Below are 19,572 nucleotides of genomic sequence, written 5' to 3' on the forward strand. Positions count from 1 at the left end.
ATACAATGTTTCATCTCATGAAACGAGTAAAAGCCTCTTGTTTCTTTACAAAAAAAATGTAGGTTCTGACCTTTGGTCAGAACCATCCTTCGTTTTCAATTGTCCGTTTTCAATTTTCCACTTCTTTTAAAGGTTTTTAATTTCATACTCTTTCACGAAACCTTTAGTCATTTTTAGCTTCTCTAGAAACAATATATTCCTTTGCTTTCAGTTCAATTGAATCATCAAGTGGTTCTAGAGAAATATATTCGTTGTATTTATTTGTTAAAGCAGCTGAAAGTAGTCTGTCTGCTAATTCAGGATTTTTGGATAAAAGGCTGCCATGAAAATATGAGCAGTATGTATTTTTGTAAATACATCCTTCATAACCATCTTCACCATTATTTCCATATCCTTTTATAACTTTTCCAAGTGGTTTTAAATCACCTATATAGGTTCTACCACTATGATTTTCAAAACCCACATATGTTTCGTTGTATTCTTCATTATGAATTACTGTATTTCCAATGAAACGAGTATCTCCACCATCTGTGTATATGTCTAGTATATTTAATCCGTCGAGTTTTTTACCTTCAGGAGTTGTGTAATATTTTCCTAAAAGCTGATAACCACCACAAATAGATAAAAGAACTTTTCCTTTTTCAATATAATCTTTAATAGCTTCACGTTTACTCATTAAATCAGGGCTTACAATACCTTGTTCAAAGTCTTGCCCTCCACCGAAAAATACAATATCGTAATCATCCGTTTTGAATTCATCGTTTAAAGATATATTATGAATTTTAACTGTTATATTTCTTTTTTCTGCTCTATATTTTAATATTAGAATGTTACCCAAATCACCATAAACGTTAAGCAAATCAGGATATAGATGGCAAATGTTTAGTTCCATACAACCTCTCCTTTCTAAAATCATAATTGAAAATTGAAAGTTGATAATGGAAAACGATGGATGTTTTGCTCTGCAAAACTACATTATATTGGTCTTAAGAACAATATAATGTTTACGTATTTTATCTTAAGATAAAATATTGAATTTTAAATTACAATGTATTATCAAAGATAATGCGAGTAAACTTATATTGTCCAAGGAACAATATAAGTAAAATTTCTCGTAGAGAAATGTCCATCATTTTCAACTTTCTGTTATCAATTTTCAACTACAACATTCTTTTTGTCTTTAAATTTTTACCGTTTATATCAAATTTAATAAACTTTAGACACAATAAAGTGTCTTACTCCCAAAGTTTATCAATAAAGTTTTTTGATTGAAAATACTTTCGTAAGGATGTCATAGCAGTATATGTTGCAAAAATATAGAATATATCACTTTCAGATTCTTGAATCTTTTTAAGCAGTGCATCATAATTTTCGCATATGCTGTTAGAATCAATATCAAGGCCGCTGATCTTAAGTCTTGTAGCCATATCATAAGCTCTAACTCCACCTACTGCTAGTTCTTTTATTTCATTATTTGATAGGGACTCGAATTTAACATCCCAAATCCAGGAAACATCTCTTCCATCAGCATAGTTATCATTTAATAGAAAAGCGCATGATTTCACTCTATTATCTAAATCAAGAACGTTTATAGCTTCATTATATCCAGCTGGATTCTTAACTAAGAATATTTTAACATCTTTACCCATAATATTTATAATCTCTTGTCTACCAAAAGAACTCTTAGAGCTTTCAAGAGCTGAAATAATATCATTAGATGGAACATTCAATAGATCACAAACAGCATAGGCGCATAGAGCGTTATAGATGTTATATATTCCGCTTTGATTAATAAAGGCTTCTACACCATTTAGTGTGAAAGACGTACCTTGATAATCCTTGTTAATTAAACTATCCATAGCATAATCTAAGTTTGGTCGTTTGAATGAACAATTTGGACAGTAAAAATCTCCAAGGTGATTATAAGTTACAAAATTATATTCATATTCTTTTTGGCAAACCTTACAAAACTTAGCTTCTGCATTAATATCAACATTTTTTATTCCAGTGTCATAAGTGAAACCAAAATATGTACAGTTATTATTAACCTTAAGATTTCCTAAAAGAGGTTCATCACCGTTTAGCACAAGATTAGTAGAAGGGGAATGGTTAATACCCTCTAGAATTTTTTCGAGTGTAGTATAAACTTCGCCAAATCTATCTAATTGATCTCTAAAGAGATTAGTAACTGTTATGATTTCAGGGGAAATCACTGGGGTAATGAATTTAACATTAGCTTCATCCACTTCTATAACAGCATATTTTTCTTTTTCTTTATTAAAGAATTTATAATTTTTAATAAAACAAGCTACAATACCAGTAAGCATATTAGCCCCAGAGGCGTTTGTGATAACGTTCTTGCCGCTATTTTTTAGAACGTTATAAATCATACTAGTAGTTGTTGTTTTACCATTTGTACCAGTAACTAAAATAACTTTATAACCTTTGGTTATTTGTTTTAATATTTTATTATCTAATTTCAAAGCAACTTTTCCTGGGAAATTAGTTCCTCCCTTAAGTAGTTTTTCACATAAGAATAAAGTTGTCTTTGAAATGATGATACTAAAAAACGATTTTATATTAATAGTAAACACCACCCTTAAAATAAATTGAGAATGGAGAATTGAGAATTGAGAATGATGGATGTTTTGCTTTGCAAAACTATATTAATATTGGTCTTTAGAAAAGAGGAATTTACTCATTTTATCTTTAAATAAAATATTGTACTTAAAATACAATGTTTCATCTAATAAAGATGAAACGAGTAGAAAACCATTGTACACGGAACAATAAGATTAAAATTTCTCGAAGAGAAATGTCCTACATTCTACATTCTCCATTCTCAATTCTCCATTTGTTTTTCTTATATATTATACCCTCAGTATGATAATAAGTAAATCATACTAAGGGTATTTTGAAACAGTCTATATATTTGATTCTGAAAATATATTAATCATGTCATCACTTAAGTAAAAGTTGATATCAGTTGAAATGTCATTTAAGAAATTAAAGAAACCATCTCTATCATTTGGTGATTCCATAATTGTTGGTCGGAAATCATTAATAGAATTAGTTGAAGAGATATAAGAAGGTATTATTTTAAAGTAAGATGAAAGCTGATTTTCATCGTTATTAGTTAATTTTACTTGTAAAATAAGTGTTCTTTTATCTTTAGGGTTGGAATTTCCACCGAAGCAGAAGTTTCCTAGACTATAGGCGATTAATCGCTCTTTATAGATTTCCATACTTTGTACAACGTGAGGATGATGTCCAATTACAAAATCAGCGCCACTGTCTATAGCAGCGTGAGCCACTAGCTTTTGGTCTCCTATTGGAAGGTGTCTACCTTCAAGACCCCAATGGAAATTTGCAAAAATAATATATCCTTCTTTTTTAAAAGTACTTATTTCATCTTTCATAGTTTGGATATTAATTGTATCTAGCCAACCTTTGTATCCAATAAAAGCTAATTTGTATCCTTTAAGTTCTGTTTTAAATACTTCACCTAAACCAAAATGATCAATACCTTCTTGGTCTAAGTTGTTCTTAGTATCAATAAATCCTTTTTCAAGATAGTCATATGAGTGATTATTAGCAAGATTAACTAACTCGATATTTCCTGCTGTAAGTATTTTGCTGTATTCTGGTGGTCCTTTAAAGGTGAACTTTTTAAATGCTTTTTTATTTGATGTTGTTAAAGTGCCTTCAAAATTTGCAATTGTTAAATCATCATTTTCAAAAATATGTGATACATTAGAAAAGAAATAATAGGGATCTCTTTCTACTTCTTCATATTTCTGATGAAAAGTATTGTAGCTAAATTTAGGGTCACTACCTAGTGTACAATCACCTACAAAGGTTAATAATAAATCATTAGATAAAGACTCGTCCAATTTATCAAAATCAACCTTATTACCTAACAAGTTATCCTTGTCAATTTTAGGGGGATTTGGAAGGTCATTTTTATAATCATCTGAATAATAACTGAATAAAATATAACCCAATGAAAAGAATAGAATGCATATAATGAAAATTGAGAAAAACAATATTTTATTATATTTATTTTTCATTAAACTTCTCCTTTTATATATAGCTATGATTCGACAAAGTTTTTATCATAGTATTATTTTGTTTCTAAACAATATTTTATATGTTTAAATTAAGCATGTCCATATGGTAATTATTTAATTAATAAATTATTCAACATATTAAAGTGGAATTTATGGTGCTTTTTTGATAAAATTAAAGTATTGATGATAAAAATTAGAGTTTTTGTTTAGAATATTAAATTTTGAGTTGAATTAAATATATGATTTTATTATATGAGTTTAAATATTGAGGAGTTGAGTTTATGAACAGGAAGTTCAAGGAGATGAGAATGGCTATTATAGGAATTGGTGCAGCATTATGTGTTGCAATTCCAGTGGTTATAAGTAATGGCAATAAGAGTGAAGAAACTAATAAAATGAATTTTAATACAGTAGAAGGTATTTTAGCACATAAAGAAAGTATTGATAATATAATTATTGAAAAAAATCTTAAAGAAAATACAAAAGATATTTTATCGCCTGTATGGAACTTGGAAATGGCAAAAATATCATACGATAATAATGATAAAGAGCTTGGAGATAAATACTTAACTAAGGCATTAGCTGGGGAGTATATTGAGAGTGAAGTTGCTAATGAAATAGTATTAACTTACTTTTTTAATGGTGAATACTACAAGAGCTTAGAGGTAGGGGAGAAGTTACTAAATAAATATGAAGATGATATTCAACTACATAAAACAATGATAATGGTTTATTTATATAATGGAGTTAAGGATAGAGCTACTGACATTATTAATAAACTTGGGGTTTCAGTTAATTACAATTTAAGCTTATTAAATCCAGTGGGGGAATATAAAACTTTATCTCCAACTAAAAAATCTCAAAAGTTAGCAGAATTAGCGGAGATGTATTATTTGATAGGTGATGTTGAAAGAGCAATTGAGACTTTAGAAAAAGCATGGAACTATGATTATGATAATTATAAAGTTTATGATGTATTAGCAAGAATGGCTACAGACAATAAAGATAATATTTTAAAGATTATTTCACGTAGACAAGTTAATGCACAAAAGGAACAGTATAACGAAAATAAAATAGTGTATAACGAAAATATGTACAAGATGTGGGTGGCAAAGATATATTCACTGAGTGCTAAAAGTGCTGATGATGCAATATATTTAATTAGTAAATTAGAAGGTAAATATAAAGATTCAATTAATCTTAAGAGAACTAAAGCAGTAACATTACTTTTAAACGGTAATACTGAAGAGGCAATGGAAGAGTTGGATAAGCTATTAAATGAGCATGAAAATGATTTCACAGCGCATTATACAGCGGCAATTATGCATTTTAAAAATGAGAATTATGAGGACGCTCTTGTTGAAGCCCAAAAAACATTAGAATTGAATAAAGACTATGAAGATGTTTATGGTGTTTTATTACCTAAGATTCATACAGAAATGGGCGAATTAGAGGACATCGATAAATTTTTCAAGAAAGGGATAGAGAAAAATCCTATTTCGGTATCTAATATAATTTTTATGGGATCTTATTACTATAAAAATAAAGAGATAGAAAAGGCAATATATTATTATGATTTAGCAAAAGCTATAAGTCCTAATAATTTTGAGTTAAGATATAAAATAGCATCAGCATATATTAGCATGGCTAAACAAGATAGTGAAAGAGCTAAGGAATATTATAGTAATGCTTTGAAATCTGTATTTAAGAGTATTGAATTAACAGAAAACGAGCCTATGCCTAAATATTATAGAATGGCGAGTAATTTATATATGCAATTAGGGGATTCAGAAAAGGCATATAAATATATTAGAAAAGCTTATTATTTAGATGAGGATGATATAATTACTTTAAATAATGCTGGAGTATTCCATATACTTATGAATGATGATACTTTTGAAGAAGATGAGAATGATGATAGAATACAAAAAGGTCTATATAATTTAATGAAGGCTTATCAAGGTATTAATGATGATTATGATTCAGAAGTAATTGATATAATTACAAAGAATTACAATATTGGGAAAGAATTCTCGGAAAAATTCATAAATGCAGATGATAATGCAGTGTTAGAATTGCCAAAGGGGTTTATGCTTCTATATTAAATTAATAATGAAAAAAGACAGATGAAATATTTCATCTGTCTTTTTTCATTATAATGGTATAAAATGACACATAACATGGAGGAAAAATTTGACTTATAAAGTAAAATTTATACAATAACAAGATAACATTTAACTTATTGTGTGTCACATAAAGTGATATAGTAGGGCATAAATTAGAAGAAAGTTGAAAAAATACTTGATTTTTTTGATAAATGATGTATCATAAATGTGTGGGATTAATAATTCAAGGTAAAGGTAATTAAAAGTCAGTTGAATAAGGGGGGAATCGCCTGAAGGTACTTCAGGTAGAGATGTTTATGGATATTAAAAGAGATATTGAACTATTAGGGATAACAACTGAAGAAAAAATTTATAGAAATATACCAGTACCTAAATTAGTTAGAAAAGTTTTAGCTAAAAAGCAAGGTGTACTAACAGAATGTGGTGCCTTAGCTGTGGCTACAGGGAAATACACAGGTAGATCTCCTAATGATAGATTTATTGTTATAGATGAAACTAATAGAGAGACAATAAACTGGGGAGATAGTAATCAATCAATTGAAAAAGATGTATATGAAAGATTATATAATAGGATGATGGGATATTTATCTAATAAAGAATTATACGTCTTTGATGGATATTCAGGAGCAATGGAAGAATATAGAGTGCCTATACGAGTGATAAATGAGAAACCTGTAAGCGCAATATTTAGCAATCAATTATTTGTTAGACCCACAAAGGAAGAGTTAGATAATTTTGAACCAGAATATAAAATTTTTACAGCGCCAAAATTTAAGGGAAATGGTGAAAAAGACGGTATTAATTCAGAGGCATTTGTTATTTTAAATCTAAAAGAAAAAGTTATTTTGATAGGTGGCAGTGAATATAATGGTGAAATAAAGAAATCAATGTTCTCTGTTATGAATTACCTAATGCCTGAAAAAGATGTTTTTCCAATGCATTGTTCAGCTAATATGGATGAGGAAGGTAATACTGTTTTATTCTTTGGACTTTCTGGTACAGGTAAAACTACACTTTCAGCAGATCCAAATAGAAAGTTAATTGGTGATGATGAGCATGGCTGGTGCGATGAGGGAGTTTTTAATTTTGAAGGTGGTTGTTATGCTAAGACTATTGGATTAGAAAGAGATAAGGAAGAAGAGATTTATGATGCTCTCAAGTTCGGAGCAATATTGGAAAATGTAGTTTTAGATGATGAGAAAAAGCCTAATTATCATGATAATAAATATACTGAGAATTGTAGAGGGGCTTACCCAATAAATTTCATAAAAAATGCAGAATTGTCTGGACAAGGAGGACAACCTAATACTATAATATTCTTAACGGCTGATGCATTTGGTGTTATACCTCCTATCTCAAAGTTAACAAAGGAAGGGGCAATGTATCACTTTATGTCTGGATATACTAGTAAGTTAGCTGGTACTGAAAGAGGAATAACAGAACCTGTTGCAACATTCTCAGCTTGTTTTGGAGAACCGTTCATGTTAAGAAGTCCTTATGACTATGCTAGATTATTAGGTGAAAGAATTGACAAAAGTAATGCTGATGTGTATCTTGTAAATACAGGATGGCTGTATGGTGGTTACAAACAAGGAAGTAGAATAAAGTTAAAGCTTACCAGAGCAATGGTTCAGGCTGCTATTGAAGGAAAATTAAAAGATATAGAATATGATAAACACGAGATTTTTAATCTTAACATACCGAAAGAAATACCAGGAGTTCCAAGAGAAATATTAAGACCAGAGAATACTTGGAACAATAAGGATGAATATATAGATACAGCAAAAAATCTGGCAAAAAGTTTTAGTGAAAATTTTAAACGTTATTCAAATGTGCCAATGGAAGTTAGAGAAGCAGGACCTTGTGTTCGGTGATCTCTACATTTCATATAATCTCCCATAAGTTTTCTTTAAGACCTCTATTATTTAATAGAGGTCTTTACACGTGAAATACATAAGATAGTAAAAATTAATAATGATTAGTTATTATAATCAATGGAGGTATTAAAGTATTCATGATATAATCATTCTAAAGCGATTTGATTGAAAGGAGAGGTATATGAAAAATAAAAAAACATTATTAATGATTCCTTTAGTGGTGGTAATAGCTTGCTTATTTTGGTTTGTTTTTAATAATGATTTTTCTAAGTTTATATCAAATAAATCAGATGAAAGTTTGAAAATACTAAAATGGAATAATTTTTATAATGGTGATAATGTTCAAATGTACTATATGAATCACAATAATGAGAATATACGTAAATTTGGAAATAGTCATAATCTAGAAGAGTTAATAGCAAGTGATACAACATCAATTGAAAAGTGTAAAACATTTTTTAAATGGATGGATGGGAATATCCAGTATAAGAAAAATGCAATATATTTATCAAAGGATGCATATGAGATAGAATTTAAAAAAGATGAGAAAATCATTATGAATAATGATGAAATTGCAGAATTTTTCAATGAAGGTATGGCTTATTTTAAAGTCTATAGCAGGACTGGGGTACTAGTAGGAGATATTAACTCTGAAATGAATGAATACATATACAGGATAAATGAATTTTGGAGTAGTGAACATGAAAAATGGATAGCCGTTGATAGTAGTGAAGGGGTAATGTTTTTTAAAGATGGGATTCCTTTAAGTGGAAGCGAATTAATAATATCCAATAATGGAGAGGTTGAATTTGTATCTATCAATGATAAAAAAATAAATGAACAATACAAGTCATTTTTAGGGAAATTTAATTACGCATATTCAATTAAGATTGATAATAATAAATATGGTGAAGGGGTAATTAATTCACTGGTAACTTACACAAAGAAAACACCTTTTCTTATGATAAAGAATGTTTTTTATACACCAAGTATTTTTGTTAATAAGGCTTCATTATTTGATAAATCACCTCATATTAAATATGTAAATGAATTATCAGATAAAGAAGCAATAATGATATTTGGTAGAAAGAAAACAGTGAATACTGATGAAAACCAAACTTACTTAGCTGTTGGGGTTATGTCAAATAGTGAGATGTTACAAGAATATTATTACTCAACTAATGGAAGTGACTGGTTAAATGTTGATGGTGAGTATCATTTCTTCTGTGCGCTTAAAAATGGAGAAAATAAAGTTAAGATATCATTAGATGGAAAAGAAATACTTAAAGAAGTAGTATTTGAGTATGAAAATAATGAGATTAAAAAATAGGGAGTGGAAATATGGAATTATTTATGACCTTAATAAAGGCCATAATCATAAGTATTGTTGAAGGGATTACAGAGTTTTTACCAGTATCATCAACAGGTCATATGATTATAGTACGTGATTTTATAAACTTTGATGGAGCTTTTTCAAATTTATTTATTATTGTTATTCAGCTAGGAGCTATTCTAGCAATAGTAGTTTTATTTTGGAATAAAATCTATAAATCAGTTATATCCTTTTTAAAACTAGAAAAAGAAGGATTAAGATTTTGGTTACCAATCTTTGTAGCTTGTATACCAGCGGTTATTTTAGGTTTATTGTTTGATGATAAAATCGAAGCTGTTTTATTTAAACCACTTCCAGTAGGAATTGCATTAATTGTTGGAGCTATACTAATGATTGTGTTAGAAAAAAGTATTAGAGATAAAAAAGTTGAAAGAGATATTAATCATATTTCATATAAACAAGCGATAATAATTGGAATTGCACAATGTATGGCGTTATGGCCAGGTATGTCAAGATCTGCTTCAACAATAATGGGTGGTTGGGTAGCAGGCCTTTCAACTTACGCTGCAACAGAGTTTTCTTTCTTTTTAGCATTACCAGTTATGGTAGGAGCAACAGGATATAAACTACTTACAACACCTGTAGTGTTATCTGGTACTCATATTTTTGTACTTATAGTAGGATTTATCGCTGCCTTCTTAGTGGCATTAATAGTTGTAGATAAGTTCTTAAATTACCTAAAGAAAAAGCCTATGAAGGTGTTTTCAATATATAGACTGATCGTTGGAGTAATTATTGTTGTTATGTATATTTAATTAAGTGGCTCGTGTGAGGATTCTCAAGAGGAAAACATTTAAAAGCTTAATGTATAATTGATAATGTATAATGTAGAATGAGTGACATTTCACTTTGTGAAATTTTAAATATTGTCATTTAAACAATAAAACTTTACTCGTTTCATTTGAATGAAACATTGTACTTATAATTTCAAATAATGTTGTAGAAAAACAATATAAAAAGCTGATTATAGAAATTAATCTATAATCGGCTTTTGTTTTTTAGATAAAATTTAATTTATTTATTATTATAAAACATTGTACTTTTAATACAATATTTTACCGTAGGTAAAATGAGTAAAACTTCATGTGATGAAGAATAATAATATGTAGTTTTTGAGAATCAAAAACATCCATCATTCTACATTATACATTCTACATTATACATTTCCTTTCAAAGGAGTGTTTTGTGCACAATAACGAATATTAAGAAAACTGTAGAGTTTCTTTGAAAAGGAAATTTGTTTATGATAATATAAAATTAGGTAAATTATGCTAAAAATAAAAGGAGCTGTAAATGCTATGATGAAAAATGGTATAAAAAAAATTGGTGTCTTGACTGGAGGAGGAGACTGTCCAGGTTTAAATGCAGTTATTAGAGGGGTAACTAGAACTGCAATATTAAAGTATGACTTAGAAGTTATAGGGTATAAATTTGGATACAAAGGATTATATAATAACGATTTTATGCCATTAACTTTGAAAAGTGTTTCAGGAATAGGGCATATAGGTGGGACAATTCTATATAGCTCAAATAAAGATAATTTATTTGATTACACTGTAGAGGAAGAAGGAAAGAAAGTTAAAAAAGATGTTTCAGATGTAGCAGTACAGAATTTAAATAAAGAGAATGTTGATGCATTAATAATTATTGGAGGAGATGGTACCCTTACTAGTGCAAGAGACTTTGCTAGAAAAGGAGTAAAGGTTATAGGTGTTCCAAAAACAATAGATAATGATCTTCATGCAACAGATATTACTTTCGGGTTTAATTCAGCTGTAAATGTAGCAACTGAGGCTTTAGACAGACTTCATACAACAGCTGCATCACATCATAGAGTAATGATTCTTGAAGTAATGGGAAGAAATGCTGGGTGGATTGCTCTAGAGTCAGGTTTTGCAGGATCAGCTGATGTGATTTTGATTCCTGAGATAGAATATGATATTGAAAAGATTGTTGAAAAAATAAAGGATAGAGAAAACAGAGGTAAATTGTTCAGTATAATTGTAGTTGCTGAAGGGGCTAAGCCAAAGGGGGGAAAAGTAGTTGTTAAAAAGACTGTAGAAGATAGTCCTGATCCAATTAGACTTGGAGGAATTGGGCATAAACTAGCTTATGATTTAGAAAAGTTTGTTAAGAATCATGAAATCAGGTGTACTGTACTAGGGCATACTCAAAGAGGGGGAATCACATCTACCTTTGATAGAATATTAGCTACAAGATATGGGGTTAAAGCAGTGGATTTATTAGCTGAGAATAGATTTGGTAATATGGTAAGTCTTCAAGGTAGAAAAATGACTTATGTACACTTAGAAAATGTTATAGGAAGTCAAAAAATGGTTGATCCTAAAGGAGAACTGGTAGAGACGGCTAAGAGTATAGGGATTTCATTTGGAGACTAGTTATTTTATCTATGATAAAATGAGTAAAAATCTTTTCTCTTAAAAAACAATAATATATAGTTTCTGCGTAAGTAGAAACATCCATCATTATACATTATACATTATCAATTATACATTTATTTTTTTCATACGTATTAGTAGGATAAATTGACAAATGTGGTAAAAAAATATTATAATAGACCTAATAAATGAGGTTGTACATTTTAAATTTTCAGAAAAGAATAAATAATAAAAAAATTTAAAAGTTTTAGATAGGGAGGGCATAATGAAGGAGCTTAAAAGATATCTGGATAGCAGAATTGGTGAATTTAGTTTTTATTTCGAAGATTTAAAAAGTGGATACACGTATGGATTCCATCATAAAAAGCAGATGGATGCAGCTGAAAGCATCATGTTACCAATTGCCATAGCTCTTATGAAGGAAGTTGAAGATAAAAGTTTATCTTTAGAAGACAAATTTGCAATTGGTGAAGATGAAAAGCATGATAGTTATTGTGGTATTATGAATTATTTAAAAGATAAAGAATTTACATTGAGAGAATTATTAGTAGCTATCACTGTTCAAAGTGATTTAACAGCAGCGAATAAGATTGTTGAGATTTTAGGCTTTGAAAAAGTAAATAAGCATTTTAAGAAGATGGGGTTAAAGTATACTGTAATTAACTCTAAATTAGGGGTAAATGGAAATAATTTGTCTACTGCTTACGAATTATCAAAATGCTTCTCTATTCTATATAGAGAAGAATATTTAGATAAAAAGAATAGTAAACTTTTAATTGAATTATTAACTAACAGTCAATTTAGAAATAAGATACCATTTTACTTACCAATCGATAGTTGGAGTGCTATTGCTAATAAAGCCGGTCACAAAGAAAATGTAGAAGTTGATTCATCGTTACTTAATATTAAAAAAGGAGATTTTATTTTTACTGTAATGACTAAGAATCTTCCTAGTAATGTATATGGAATAACAATTATATCAAGATTGGCTAAGATGATGTGGGATATTATTGACTCAAATTGGAGATAAGTAAAGTATCCATGTTTTCTATGTAGTTTTTGTAAAATTGACAAGTATAGGGCATTATTTTATAATTAAATATAGGTATTTGACTAATAAAGTTATTTAATAGCAGATGTTATTGAATAACTTTTTTTAAAAACTAAAAGTAGAAATTAAATAGTAAGAGAGGAATACATTATGAGAAAAGTGGCATTTTATTTTTTCGTTGTAATAAATTTAGTGCGCAGTATTTTTTATTTATTTTGGTTAAAGATATATGAAAAAATAGGTAAAGAGGATAAGTTAAATGCAGTTGTTCAAAGATTTGTATTAAAAGTTACAGACCATATATCTAAAGGTATCAGGTTGAATTATGAAGTAGTTGGAAAAGAGAATATTCCAGATGAAGCTTGCTTATTTGTTAGTAATCATCAGAGTTATTTCGATGTATTAGCAATCACACATGCTGTAGGTAAGTCTGTAGGATTTGTAGCAAAAGAGGAACTGAAAAAAATAATTTATTTTAGATATTGGTTAGCAAAGGGAAACTGTGTATTTATTAATAGGAAAAATCCAAGAGAAGGTCTTAAAGCAATTAATGAAGCAGCTAATAAAATAAAGAATGGACATAGTATGGTTATATTCCCAGAAGGAACTAGAAGTAGGGGAAGTAATATTGCGCCATTTAAAAAAGGAAGTATGAAAATTGCAATTAAAGCAGGAGCTAAAATTGTTCCTGTATCTATAGAAGGAACATACAAAGCATATGAAAAAACCAAAGGATTTAGCAAAGTTAATGCAAAAATAATTTTTAACGAGCCTATAGATACAAAAGAACTGTCAAAAGAAGAACTTGCAGATGTGCATGAGAGAATAAGACAAAATATAGCTGAGAATATCGCCGTATAGCGATGTTTTCAGCTTTATTTTTTCTAAAGTAAGTTGAAAAGTTTCTTAAGAATAAAAATGAAAAAACATAGTGGATAACGGACAGTTGAAAGTGGAAAACGAAGGATATTTCTCTTCGAGAAATTTTAATATTATTGTTTCGTGGACAATAAAGGTTTTACTCGTTTTCTTTAGATAAAACATCGTACTTAAAATACAATATTTTATCTAAGGATAAAATGAGTAAAAATCTCTTGGTCTAAAGAATGATAAAATGTAGGTTCTACGTAAGTAGAACCATCCTTCGTTGTCCGTTGTCCACTGTCCATTGTCAACTTTTTTTAAATGGTTTTCAGTTGTATTCAAGAACAATGTTCTTCCTTCTCGTCATGGCTTCAATACTATATCTAATGCCTTGAGTACCCATACCTGAATTCTTGATTCCGCTGAATGGAAAATGATCTGGTCCTCTTTCGGTTTTGTTGTTTATATGAACTGTTCCAACTTCAAGTCGTTTAGCTACATAGAATGCATTATTTATATTCATAGTAAAAACTGAAGATTGAAGACCATATTCAGATTTATTTGCGAGGGCTATGGCTTCATCAATAGTACTTACTCTTATTATTGGCAAAACTGGGCCAAATGGCTCTTCCCAAGCAATTCTCATTTCTTCAGTTACCATATCATATATAGTTGGATATACAAGATTATCTTGATGATTTCCTCCTATAAGGCACTGAGCTCCTTTTTCTACTGCATCATTCATAAGTTCAAGAACATAATCTTTTGCTTTGTCATTTATAAGAGGGGTTATTGTGCTATCTTTGGGATTACCTACTTTTAATTCTTTAACCTTTGGAAGAATAAGATCTATAAGTTTATCAGCAATTGAATTTATGGCGATAACTCTTTTTATTGCGGTACATCGTTGACCGGAATAGCTGAAGGCACCTGAAACTATATCATTTGCAGCATCTTCTAAATTGGCATCATCAAGAACTATTGCAGCATCCTTACCACCTAATTCCATAATTAAAGGTACCATTTTTGAAACACTTGCAATATGTTTACCAACTTTTGTGGAGCCTGTGAAGTTAATAAAGTCTATACCAGGATGAGTTACAAGATAATCGCCAATTTCAGAACTTTTCCCTGTTATTGTATTAAGAACACCTGCAGGAAGACCTGCTTGATTAAAAATTTCAACCATATGCATAGCAGATATTGCACCTTGAGTAGGCGGTTTAAGTACAACTGAATTGCCAGCAATAAGAGCAGGAGCAATTTTTGAAACTGAAAGGTTGATTGGATAATTGAATGGTGATATAGCCAATACAACTCCTAGAGGTTCACGAATAACAAATGCTAATTTGTCTGTTTTAACACCTGGGAAGTTATCCGCATTAAGGGCTTCTCCGATTGTACGCTCTCCTTCATCAGCTGTGAACTTTATAAAGTCAGCTGTTCTGCTTATTTCAGAGAGGCATGACTTCTTATCTTTAGCAATTTCCTGCATTAATATATCTGCAATGTAGTCTTGATTATTTAAGAGTAGATTAGCTGCTTTATGGAGAATTTTAGCTCTCTCATTTGTGGGCATATTACCCCAAGTTTTCTGAGCGTTTTTACAGCTTTCTACGGCTTTATCTACATCTTCAGGTTGCATTTGAGATATGTAGCCCATCAATTCTTTAGATGTAGGATTATAAATTTTTAGACATTTATCAGAATAAATCCATTGTCCATTTAAAAAATTCCCATAACAACTTTGTTTTTTTATATTCTCAAACAAATTTATCACCTCGTATGTATTCTTTCTAAGTTTTATAAAAAATATTAATTAGAGATTTTATAGTTAAACTTGATTTATACATGTATCAAAATATAGGTGTACTTTAAACTGATGTATAAATCAAATATACATCTTAGAAAATAGGGGTATAGATTTAACTTAGATGATATATATAATGAAATATATCCATAATTTAGAGGTGAAATTTCAGTTAATGCCATTGGAGAATTATGATATAATGTTTTAAGAGGTGATTTTGTGGAGATTAAAGGTGTAGGCAGAAATAGAGTAGTTACATCATCAAATAAAAAGATTGCTACTAAAAAAGATTTTTCTCAGAATTTTAGTTTTGCAAGGCAGAAAAAGAATGAGCAAGAATTAAAAAAAATGATTGATGATATAAAAAAGAAAGGTAGCAGATTGGTATTAACAAAATGCTACTCAGATGTTAAAGCATATAAGAATATGATAAAAGAATATCTTCAATCAGTGTTAAATCATATGTATGATGTAAAAAAAGATATATCATTCTGGCAAACACAATATTTCATTACGGTTGATACAATAGATTTAAAGCTTGAAGATCTAACAAGAATGATGATTGAAGGTGAAAAAGAAAATTTAAATATTGCAGCCACAGTTGATGATATTACTGGGCTATTGATAGATATATACAAATAGAATTAAAACTCTGATAAAATATTTAATTCATGTTTTAAATTTTCGATGTTCCTTTCATGCTTTAATATTAAATTAGAATTGTTAGAGGTACACTTTTTAAGTTTATCTCTTTTTTTACACAATTCTTTAAGTTCAACTTCACGTTGAGTAATTAAGGGGGAAGTTAATTCTTTCATTGTTCTCTGTTTATTTATAAGGAATATTACTCTTTTCTTTGTAAAATGATAAAGTTTTTTTAGTTCGTTATAGATAATATTACAGGTTTCTAAAATAATTTCTATTAATTTGACAAGCTGTTCTTTCAAGTATATCACCACCATAAGGAGTTTATAATGAGTAAACAATATTATAATTTTCTAAATAACAAGATACAAAAATTGGACAAACAAATACTAGAAGCAAAGGAACAAATAAAAGAATTAGATATAAAAGTATTAGATCAAAATAACTGTTTAAAATCATTAAAATCTGAAGAAGAAAGATTACAACATAATATTAATCAGATAATAGCACAGTATAAGGAAAATGGATTAAAGTTGATAATTGCAAAACAAAATCCACATATTGATACTTGGAAAGGTATTTACTTAAAGGAAAAAGACAATTCTAGAATAAGCGTATTCAACAATAACTCTCAATTAATAGGAGAAATTGTGGGGAAAAAAGCTGCTCATTTGTCTTTGTTAATGAAAAAAATACCTAATTTCAGTGCTACTATAACAGATTACTCAGATGATAATTTTATGATTTTAATTAGGTTTTTTGAATAACTCATCTAGTATAATCTTATAATAACATAAAAATACTGTAGGTAAATAGATTCTGCTGCGAAAATAAATTTATTGAAATAGATTAAATTATAGTAAAATCAAAAACCACTTTATAGATACAATCTATAAAGTGGTTTAAGTTTATGTTCTTGGAGATTCAGTTCTTTTCCCAAAGAATGACAATGAATAAAGCCCTGCAATTCCTACTAGAGCATATACAACTCTACTGAAAGCGCTCATTTCTCCAAATAATGCAGCTACTAAGTCAAATCCGAAGAAACCGATAAGCCCCCAGTTTATTGCACCAATTATTACTAATGTTAGTGCTATTATATCTAGAGTTTTCATTATTATTACATCTCCTTTTTAGATTATGACATTAATAGTATTTCCATTAATAATTTTATTATTCTTTAGAGAAAGTGGGCAAATGTAATTTAAGATAACTAGCAGAAGTCTCCCATCTTCTATAAGTGGGAGATGAATGCGTAATCTTAATACTTTTACATGGATAAAAAATCATAAATGTGAAATAATAAGAATGAATGTTCTTGAGATTCATTAGTATTGTATTCAAAAGTAAAGGTGTTGAAAGCAGTGAAAATCAACAAAGCATATAAATTCAGAATATATCCAAATGAAAATCAAAAAAAGATTATTGAAAAATCCTTTGGTTGTTCAAGATATGTATATAATCATTTCTTAAACCAAAGGAATGAAATATATAAAGCTGAAAAAAGATGTATTAAATATACAGAACAACAAAATCAATTACCAAATATGAAAAAAAAATTTGTATGGCTTAAAGAAATTGATAGTACATCACTGCAGATGTCACTAAGAAATCTTGATGCTGCATTCAAAAATTTCTTTGAAGGTAGAGCAGACAGACCAAAATTCAAAAGTAAAAGAGACAACTATAAAACATATACAAGTAATTTTGTGAATAACAATATTGAAATAAAAAAAGATAAAATAAAACTGCCTAAATTGAAATATGTTAATGCAAAAATTCATAGATATTTTGAAGGTAGAGTAATAAACACTACTGTTTCTAAAACATCAAGTGGTAAATATTTTGTATCTATATGTGTTGAAACAAAGATAGAGCCATTAAAAAAAGTATCGGGGAATGTTGGTATAGATTTAGGGTTATGTCATTTTGCAATATTATCAAATGGTGAAAAGATTGAAAATCCTAAGTATCTAAAAAAGTCATTAGATAAATTGGCAAAAGAACAAAGAAAATTAAGTAGTAAAGAAAGAGGAAGTAACAATTGGAATAAGCAAAGAATAAAGGTTGCTAGACTACATGAACGTATATCTAATCAAAGATTAGATTTCATCCATAAGCTATCTAAAAGAATTATAAGCGATAATCAAGTTATAATTCTTGAAGATTTATCAGTTAAAAATATGATGAAGAATGATAAATTATCTCAAAGTATTTCAGATGTAAGTTGGTATAAATTTGTTACTATTCTAGATTATAAAGCAAAATGGCATGGAAGAAAAATTCATAAAATAAATAGATGGTATCCGTCATCTAAAACATGCAATAATTGTGGTCATGTTTTAGATGAAATGCCACTGCATATAAGAGAATGGAAATGTACTAAATGCGATAGCATTCATGATAGGGATATAAATGCCAGTAGGAATATCTTGAAGCAAGGGTTATTAGAAATAGCCTAAAAAATAAAAACCGTAGGTCTTACGGGGATAGCCTGTGGAGAAAGTAGATTGAGAAATCTGTGAAGCAGGAAAAGTTCTTGGATACACCAAGAAGCCCCCACTTCAACGTGAGTAAGTGGAGGGAGAGTTCACGATTATATGTTAATAAGAAACTATTGCGCTTTAGAAAAGCAAGTTGAAAGTGGAAAATTGAAAGTTGAAAACGTAGGATATTTCTCTTCGAGAAATTTTAATCATATTGTTCTTTGGACAAGAATAGTTTACTAGTTTCATCTTGATGAAACCTTGTATTCTAAATTACAATATTTTATCTAAAGATAAAATGAGTAAACCCATCTTGTTCTAAAGAACAATAAAATGTAGTTTTGCGGAGCAAAACCTCCATCGTTTTCAACTTTCCATTTTCAACTGTTCAGTTATGTTTTATATCATAATGTTTCTCTATTATGATTTTAACAAAAAAGAGTCCTTATTTGATTTCTCCATGTTTTTCATAGTGTCCAACTTCTTTAACAGAGTTATCATCATTTACAAAAACTACAGTAGGTTTATGATTAGGAGCCTCATCAGCATCCATATCGCAGTAAGCCATGATTATAACTTTATCATCTGGTTGGAAATGTCTTGCAGCAGCACCATTTAGGCAGATAACACCGCTACCAGCTTCACCTTCAATAGTGTATGTTTCAATTCTTGCACCATTATTATTATTAACTATTTGAACCTTTTCATATGGTAATATTCCACTTACTTTTAATAAATCGCTATCAATTGTTATACTACCAACATAGTTTAATTTAGCTTCTGTAACTGTTGCTCTGTGTATTTTGCTTTTTAACATAGTAATTTTCATAGTAATTCCTCCGCATGTTTAT

At 29.0% G+C, this 19,572-nt stretch carries 18 protein-coding genes; 11 read left to right on the forward strand and 7 right to left on the reverse strand.

Going from position 1 to position 19,572, the window contains the following annotated elements:
* Positions 1-163 precede the first annotated feature (163 nt).
* From OW730_RS08025 to OW730_RS08035, 3 genes are all read right to left on the reverse strand, one after another.
* The gene (locus OW730_RS08025; RefSeq protein WP_271228529.1) at positions 164-892 is read right to left on the reverse strand and encodes a type 1 glutamine amidotransferase; all 729 of its coding nucleotides are present in this window, start codon (positions 890-892) and stop codon (positions 164-166) included.
* A gap of 343 nt (positions 893-1,235) precedes the next feature.
* Complete coding sequence (locus OW730_RS08030) at positions 1,236-2,594, reverse strand: Mur ligase family protein (protein ID WP_271228530.1); 1,359 nt, start codon at positions 2,592-2,594, stop codon at positions 1,236-1,238.
* A gap of 330 nt (positions 2,595-2,924) precedes the next feature.
* Entirely contained in the window at positions 2,925-4,070 is a 1,146-nt protein-coding gene (locus tag OW730_RS08035) for a CapA family protein (RefSeq protein ID WP_271228531.1), read from the reverse strand.
* A 281-nt stretch (positions 4,071-4,351) separates the two neighbouring features.
* On the opposite strand from OW730_RS08035, the gene OW730_RS08040 reads away from it, so the two are divergent.
* The 7 genes from OW730_RS08040 (at position 4,352) to OW730_RS08070 (ending at position 13,777) form a co-directional block, all read left to right on the forward strand.
* Positions 4,352-6,175 (forward strand): tetratricopeptide repeat protein, encoded by a 1,824-nt coding sequence (locus OW730_RS08040; RefSeq protein ID WP_271228532.1) that lies wholly within the window; start codon positions 4,352-4,354, stop codon positions 6,173-6,175.
* A gap of 317 nt (positions 6,176-6,492) precedes the next feature.
* Entirely contained in the window at positions 6,493-8,070 is a 1,578-nt protein-coding gene (pckA, locus tag OW730_RS08045) for a phosphoenolpyruvate carboxykinase (ATP) (RefSeq protein WP_271228533.1), read from the forward strand.
* A 184-nt stretch (positions 8,071-8,254) separates the two neighbouring features.
* Positions 8,255-9,403, forward strand: a complete 1,149-nt coding sequence (locus tag OW730_RS08050) for a hypothetical protein (RefSeq protein WP_271228534.1) — start codon at positions 8,255-8,257, stop codon at positions 9,401-9,403.
* Between the two features lie 11 nt (positions 9,404-9,414).
* Positions 9,415-10,221: an undecaprenyl-diphosphate phosphatase gene (locus tag OW730_RS08055; RefSeq protein ID WP_271228535.1), complete on the forward strand. Its 807-nt coding sequence runs from the start codon at positions 9,415-9,417 to the stop codon at positions 10,219-10,221.
* Between the two features lie 546 nt (positions 10,222-10,767).
* Complete coding sequence (locus OW730_RS08060) at positions 10,768-11,865, forward strand: 6-phosphofructokinase (protein ID WP_271229535.1); 1,098 nt, start codon at positions 10,768-10,770, stop codon at positions 11,863-11,865.
* A 265-nt stretch (positions 11,866-12,130) separates the two neighbouring features.
* Positions 12,131-12,895, forward strand: a complete 765-nt coding sequence (locus tag OW730_RS08065) for a serine hydrolase (protein ID WP_271228536.1) — start codon at positions 12,131-12,133, stop codon at positions 12,893-12,895.
* Positions 12,896-13,066: 171 nt separating this feature from the next.
* Positions 13,067-13,777, forward strand: coding sequence for a lysophospholipid acyltransferase family protein (locus OW730_RS08070; protein ID WP_271228537.1), 711 nt, complete (start codon positions 13,067-13,069; stop codon positions 13,775-13,777).
* A 331-nt stretch (positions 13,778-14,108) separates the two neighbouring features.
* On the opposite strand, the gene OW730_RS08075 is transcribed toward OW730_RS08070, so the two are convergent.
* Positions 14,109-15,551 carry an NADP-dependent glyceraldehyde-3-phosphate dehydrogenase gene (locus OW730_RS08075; RefSeq protein WP_271228538.1) on the reverse strand — a complete coding sequence of 481 codons (1,443 nt, stop codon included), beginning with the start codon at positions 15,549-15,551 and terminating at the stop codon, positions 14,109-14,111.
* Positions 15,552-15,809: 258 nt separating this feature from the next.
* Here OW730_RS08075 and OW730_RS08080 point away from each other — a divergent pair, with 258 nt between their 5' ends.
* Complete coding sequence (locus OW730_RS08080; RefSeq protein WP_271228539.1) at positions 15,810-16,232, forward strand: YaaR family protein; 423 nt, start codon at positions 15,810-15,812, stop codon at positions 16,230-16,232.
* Positions 16,233-16,234: 2 nt separating this feature from the next.
* Here OW730_RS08080 and OW730_RS08085 read toward each other — a convergent pair whose 3' ends face one another.
* Positions 16,235-16,537, reverse strand: a complete 303-nt coding sequence (locus OW730_RS08085) for a hypothetical protein (protein WP_271228540.1) — start codon at positions 16,535-16,537, stop codon at positions 16,235-16,237.
* Positions 16,538-16,564: 27 nt separating this feature from the next.
* Here OW730_RS08085 and OW730_RS08090 point away from each other — a divergent pair, with 27 nt between their 5' ends.
* Complete coding sequence (locus OW730_RS08090) at positions 16,565-17,002, forward strand: hypothetical protein (protein ID WP_271228541.1); 438 nt, start codon at positions 16,565-16,567, stop codon at positions 17,000-17,002.
* 141 nt (positions 17,003-17,143) lie between these two features.
* Here OW730_RS08090 and OW730_RS08095 read toward each other — a convergent pair whose 3' ends face one another.
* A complete protein-coding gene (locus OW730_RS08095; RefSeq protein WP_271228542.1) occupies positions 17,144-17,350 on the reverse strand; it encodes a DUF378 domain-containing protein in 207 nt (68 codons plus the stop codon).
* Positions 17,351-17,599: 249 nt separating this feature from the next.
* Between OW730_RS08095 and tnpB the strand changes: the two genes are divergently transcribed.
* Together tnpB and OW730_RS08105 are read left to right on the forward strand one after the other, a co-directional pair.
* A complete protein-coding gene (tnpB, locus tag OW730_RS08100; RefSeq protein ID WP_333781265.1) occupies positions 17,600-18,697 on the forward strand; it encodes an IS200/IS605 family element RNA-guided endonuclease TnpB in 1,098 nt (365 codons plus the stop codon).
* A 138-nt stretch (positions 18,698-18,835) separates the two neighbouring features.
* Complete coding sequence (locus OW730_RS08105) at positions 18,836-18,964, forward strand: hypothetical protein (protein ID WP_271228543.1); 129 nt, start codon at positions 18,836-18,838, stop codon at positions 18,962-18,964.
* Between the two features lie 202 nt (positions 18,965-19,166).
* Here OW730_RS08105 and panD read toward each other — a convergent pair whose 3' ends face one another.
* Complete coding sequence (gene panD, locus OW730_RS08110; RefSeq protein WP_271228544.1) at positions 19,167-19,550, reverse strand: aspartate 1-decarboxylase; 384 nt, start codon at positions 19,548-19,550, stop codon at positions 19,167-19,169.
* Positions 19,551-19,572: the final 22 nt, after the last annotated feature.

Source organism: Oceanirhabdus sp. W0125-5, assembly GCF_027938815.1.
GTDB lineage: Bacteria > Bacillota > Clostridia > Clostridiales > Clostridiaceae > Oceanirhabdus.

Excerpts from the sequence above, each read along its gene's own strand:
- OW730_RS08065 (WP_271228536.1), top strand. The coding sequence starts at position 12,131 with ATGAAGGAGCTTAAAAGATATCTGGATAGCAGAATTGGTGAATTTAGT.
- OW730_RS08055 (WP_271228535.1), top strand. The coding sequence starts at position 9,415 with ATGGAATTATTTATGACCTTAATAAAGGCCATAATCATAAGTATTGTT.
- OW730_RS08050 (WP_271228534.1), top strand. The coding sequence starts at position 8,255 with ATGAAAAATAAAAAAACATTATTAATGATTCCTTTAGTGGTGGTAATA.
- pckA (WP_271228533.1), top strand. The coding sequence starts at position 6,493 with ATGGATATTAAAAGAGATATTGAACTATTAGGGATAACAACTGAAGAA.
- OW730_RS08070 (WP_271228537.1), top strand. The coding sequence starts at position 13,067 with ATGAGAAAAGTGGCATTTTATTTTTTCGTTGTAATAAATTTAGTGCGC.
- OW730_RS08040 (WP_271228532.1), top strand. The coding sequence starts at position 4,352 with ATGAACAGGAAGTTCAAGGAGATGAGAATGGCTATTATAGGAATTGGT.
- panD (WP_271228544.1), bottom strand. The coding sequence starts at position 19,550 with ATGAAAATTACTATGTTAAAAAGCAAAATACACAGAGCAACAGTTACA.
- OW730_RS08060 (WP_271229535.1), top strand. The coding sequence starts at position 10,768 with ATGAAAAATGGTATAAAAAAAATTGGTGTCTTGACTGGAGGAGGAGAC.
- OW730_RS08035 (WP_271228531.1), bottom strand. The coding sequence starts at position 4,070 with ATGAAAAATAAATATAATAAAATATTGTTTTTCTCAATTTTCATTATA.
- OW730_RS08105 (WP_271228543.1), top strand. The coding sequence starts at position 18,836 with ATGTTAATAAGAAACTATTGCGCTTTAGAAAAGCAAGTTGAAAGTGGA.
- OW730_RS08090 (WP_271228541.1), top strand. The coding sequence starts at position 16,565 with ATGAGTAAACAATATTATAATTTTCTAAATAACAAGATACAAAAATTG.
- OW730_RS08095 (WP_271228542.1), bottom strand. The coding sequence starts at position 17,350 with ATGAAAACTCTAGATATAATAGCACTAACATTAGTAATAATTGGTGCA.
- OW730_RS08025 (WP_271228529.1), bottom strand. The coding sequence starts at position 892 with ATGGAACTAAACATTTGCCATCTATATCCTGATTTGCTTAACGTTTAT.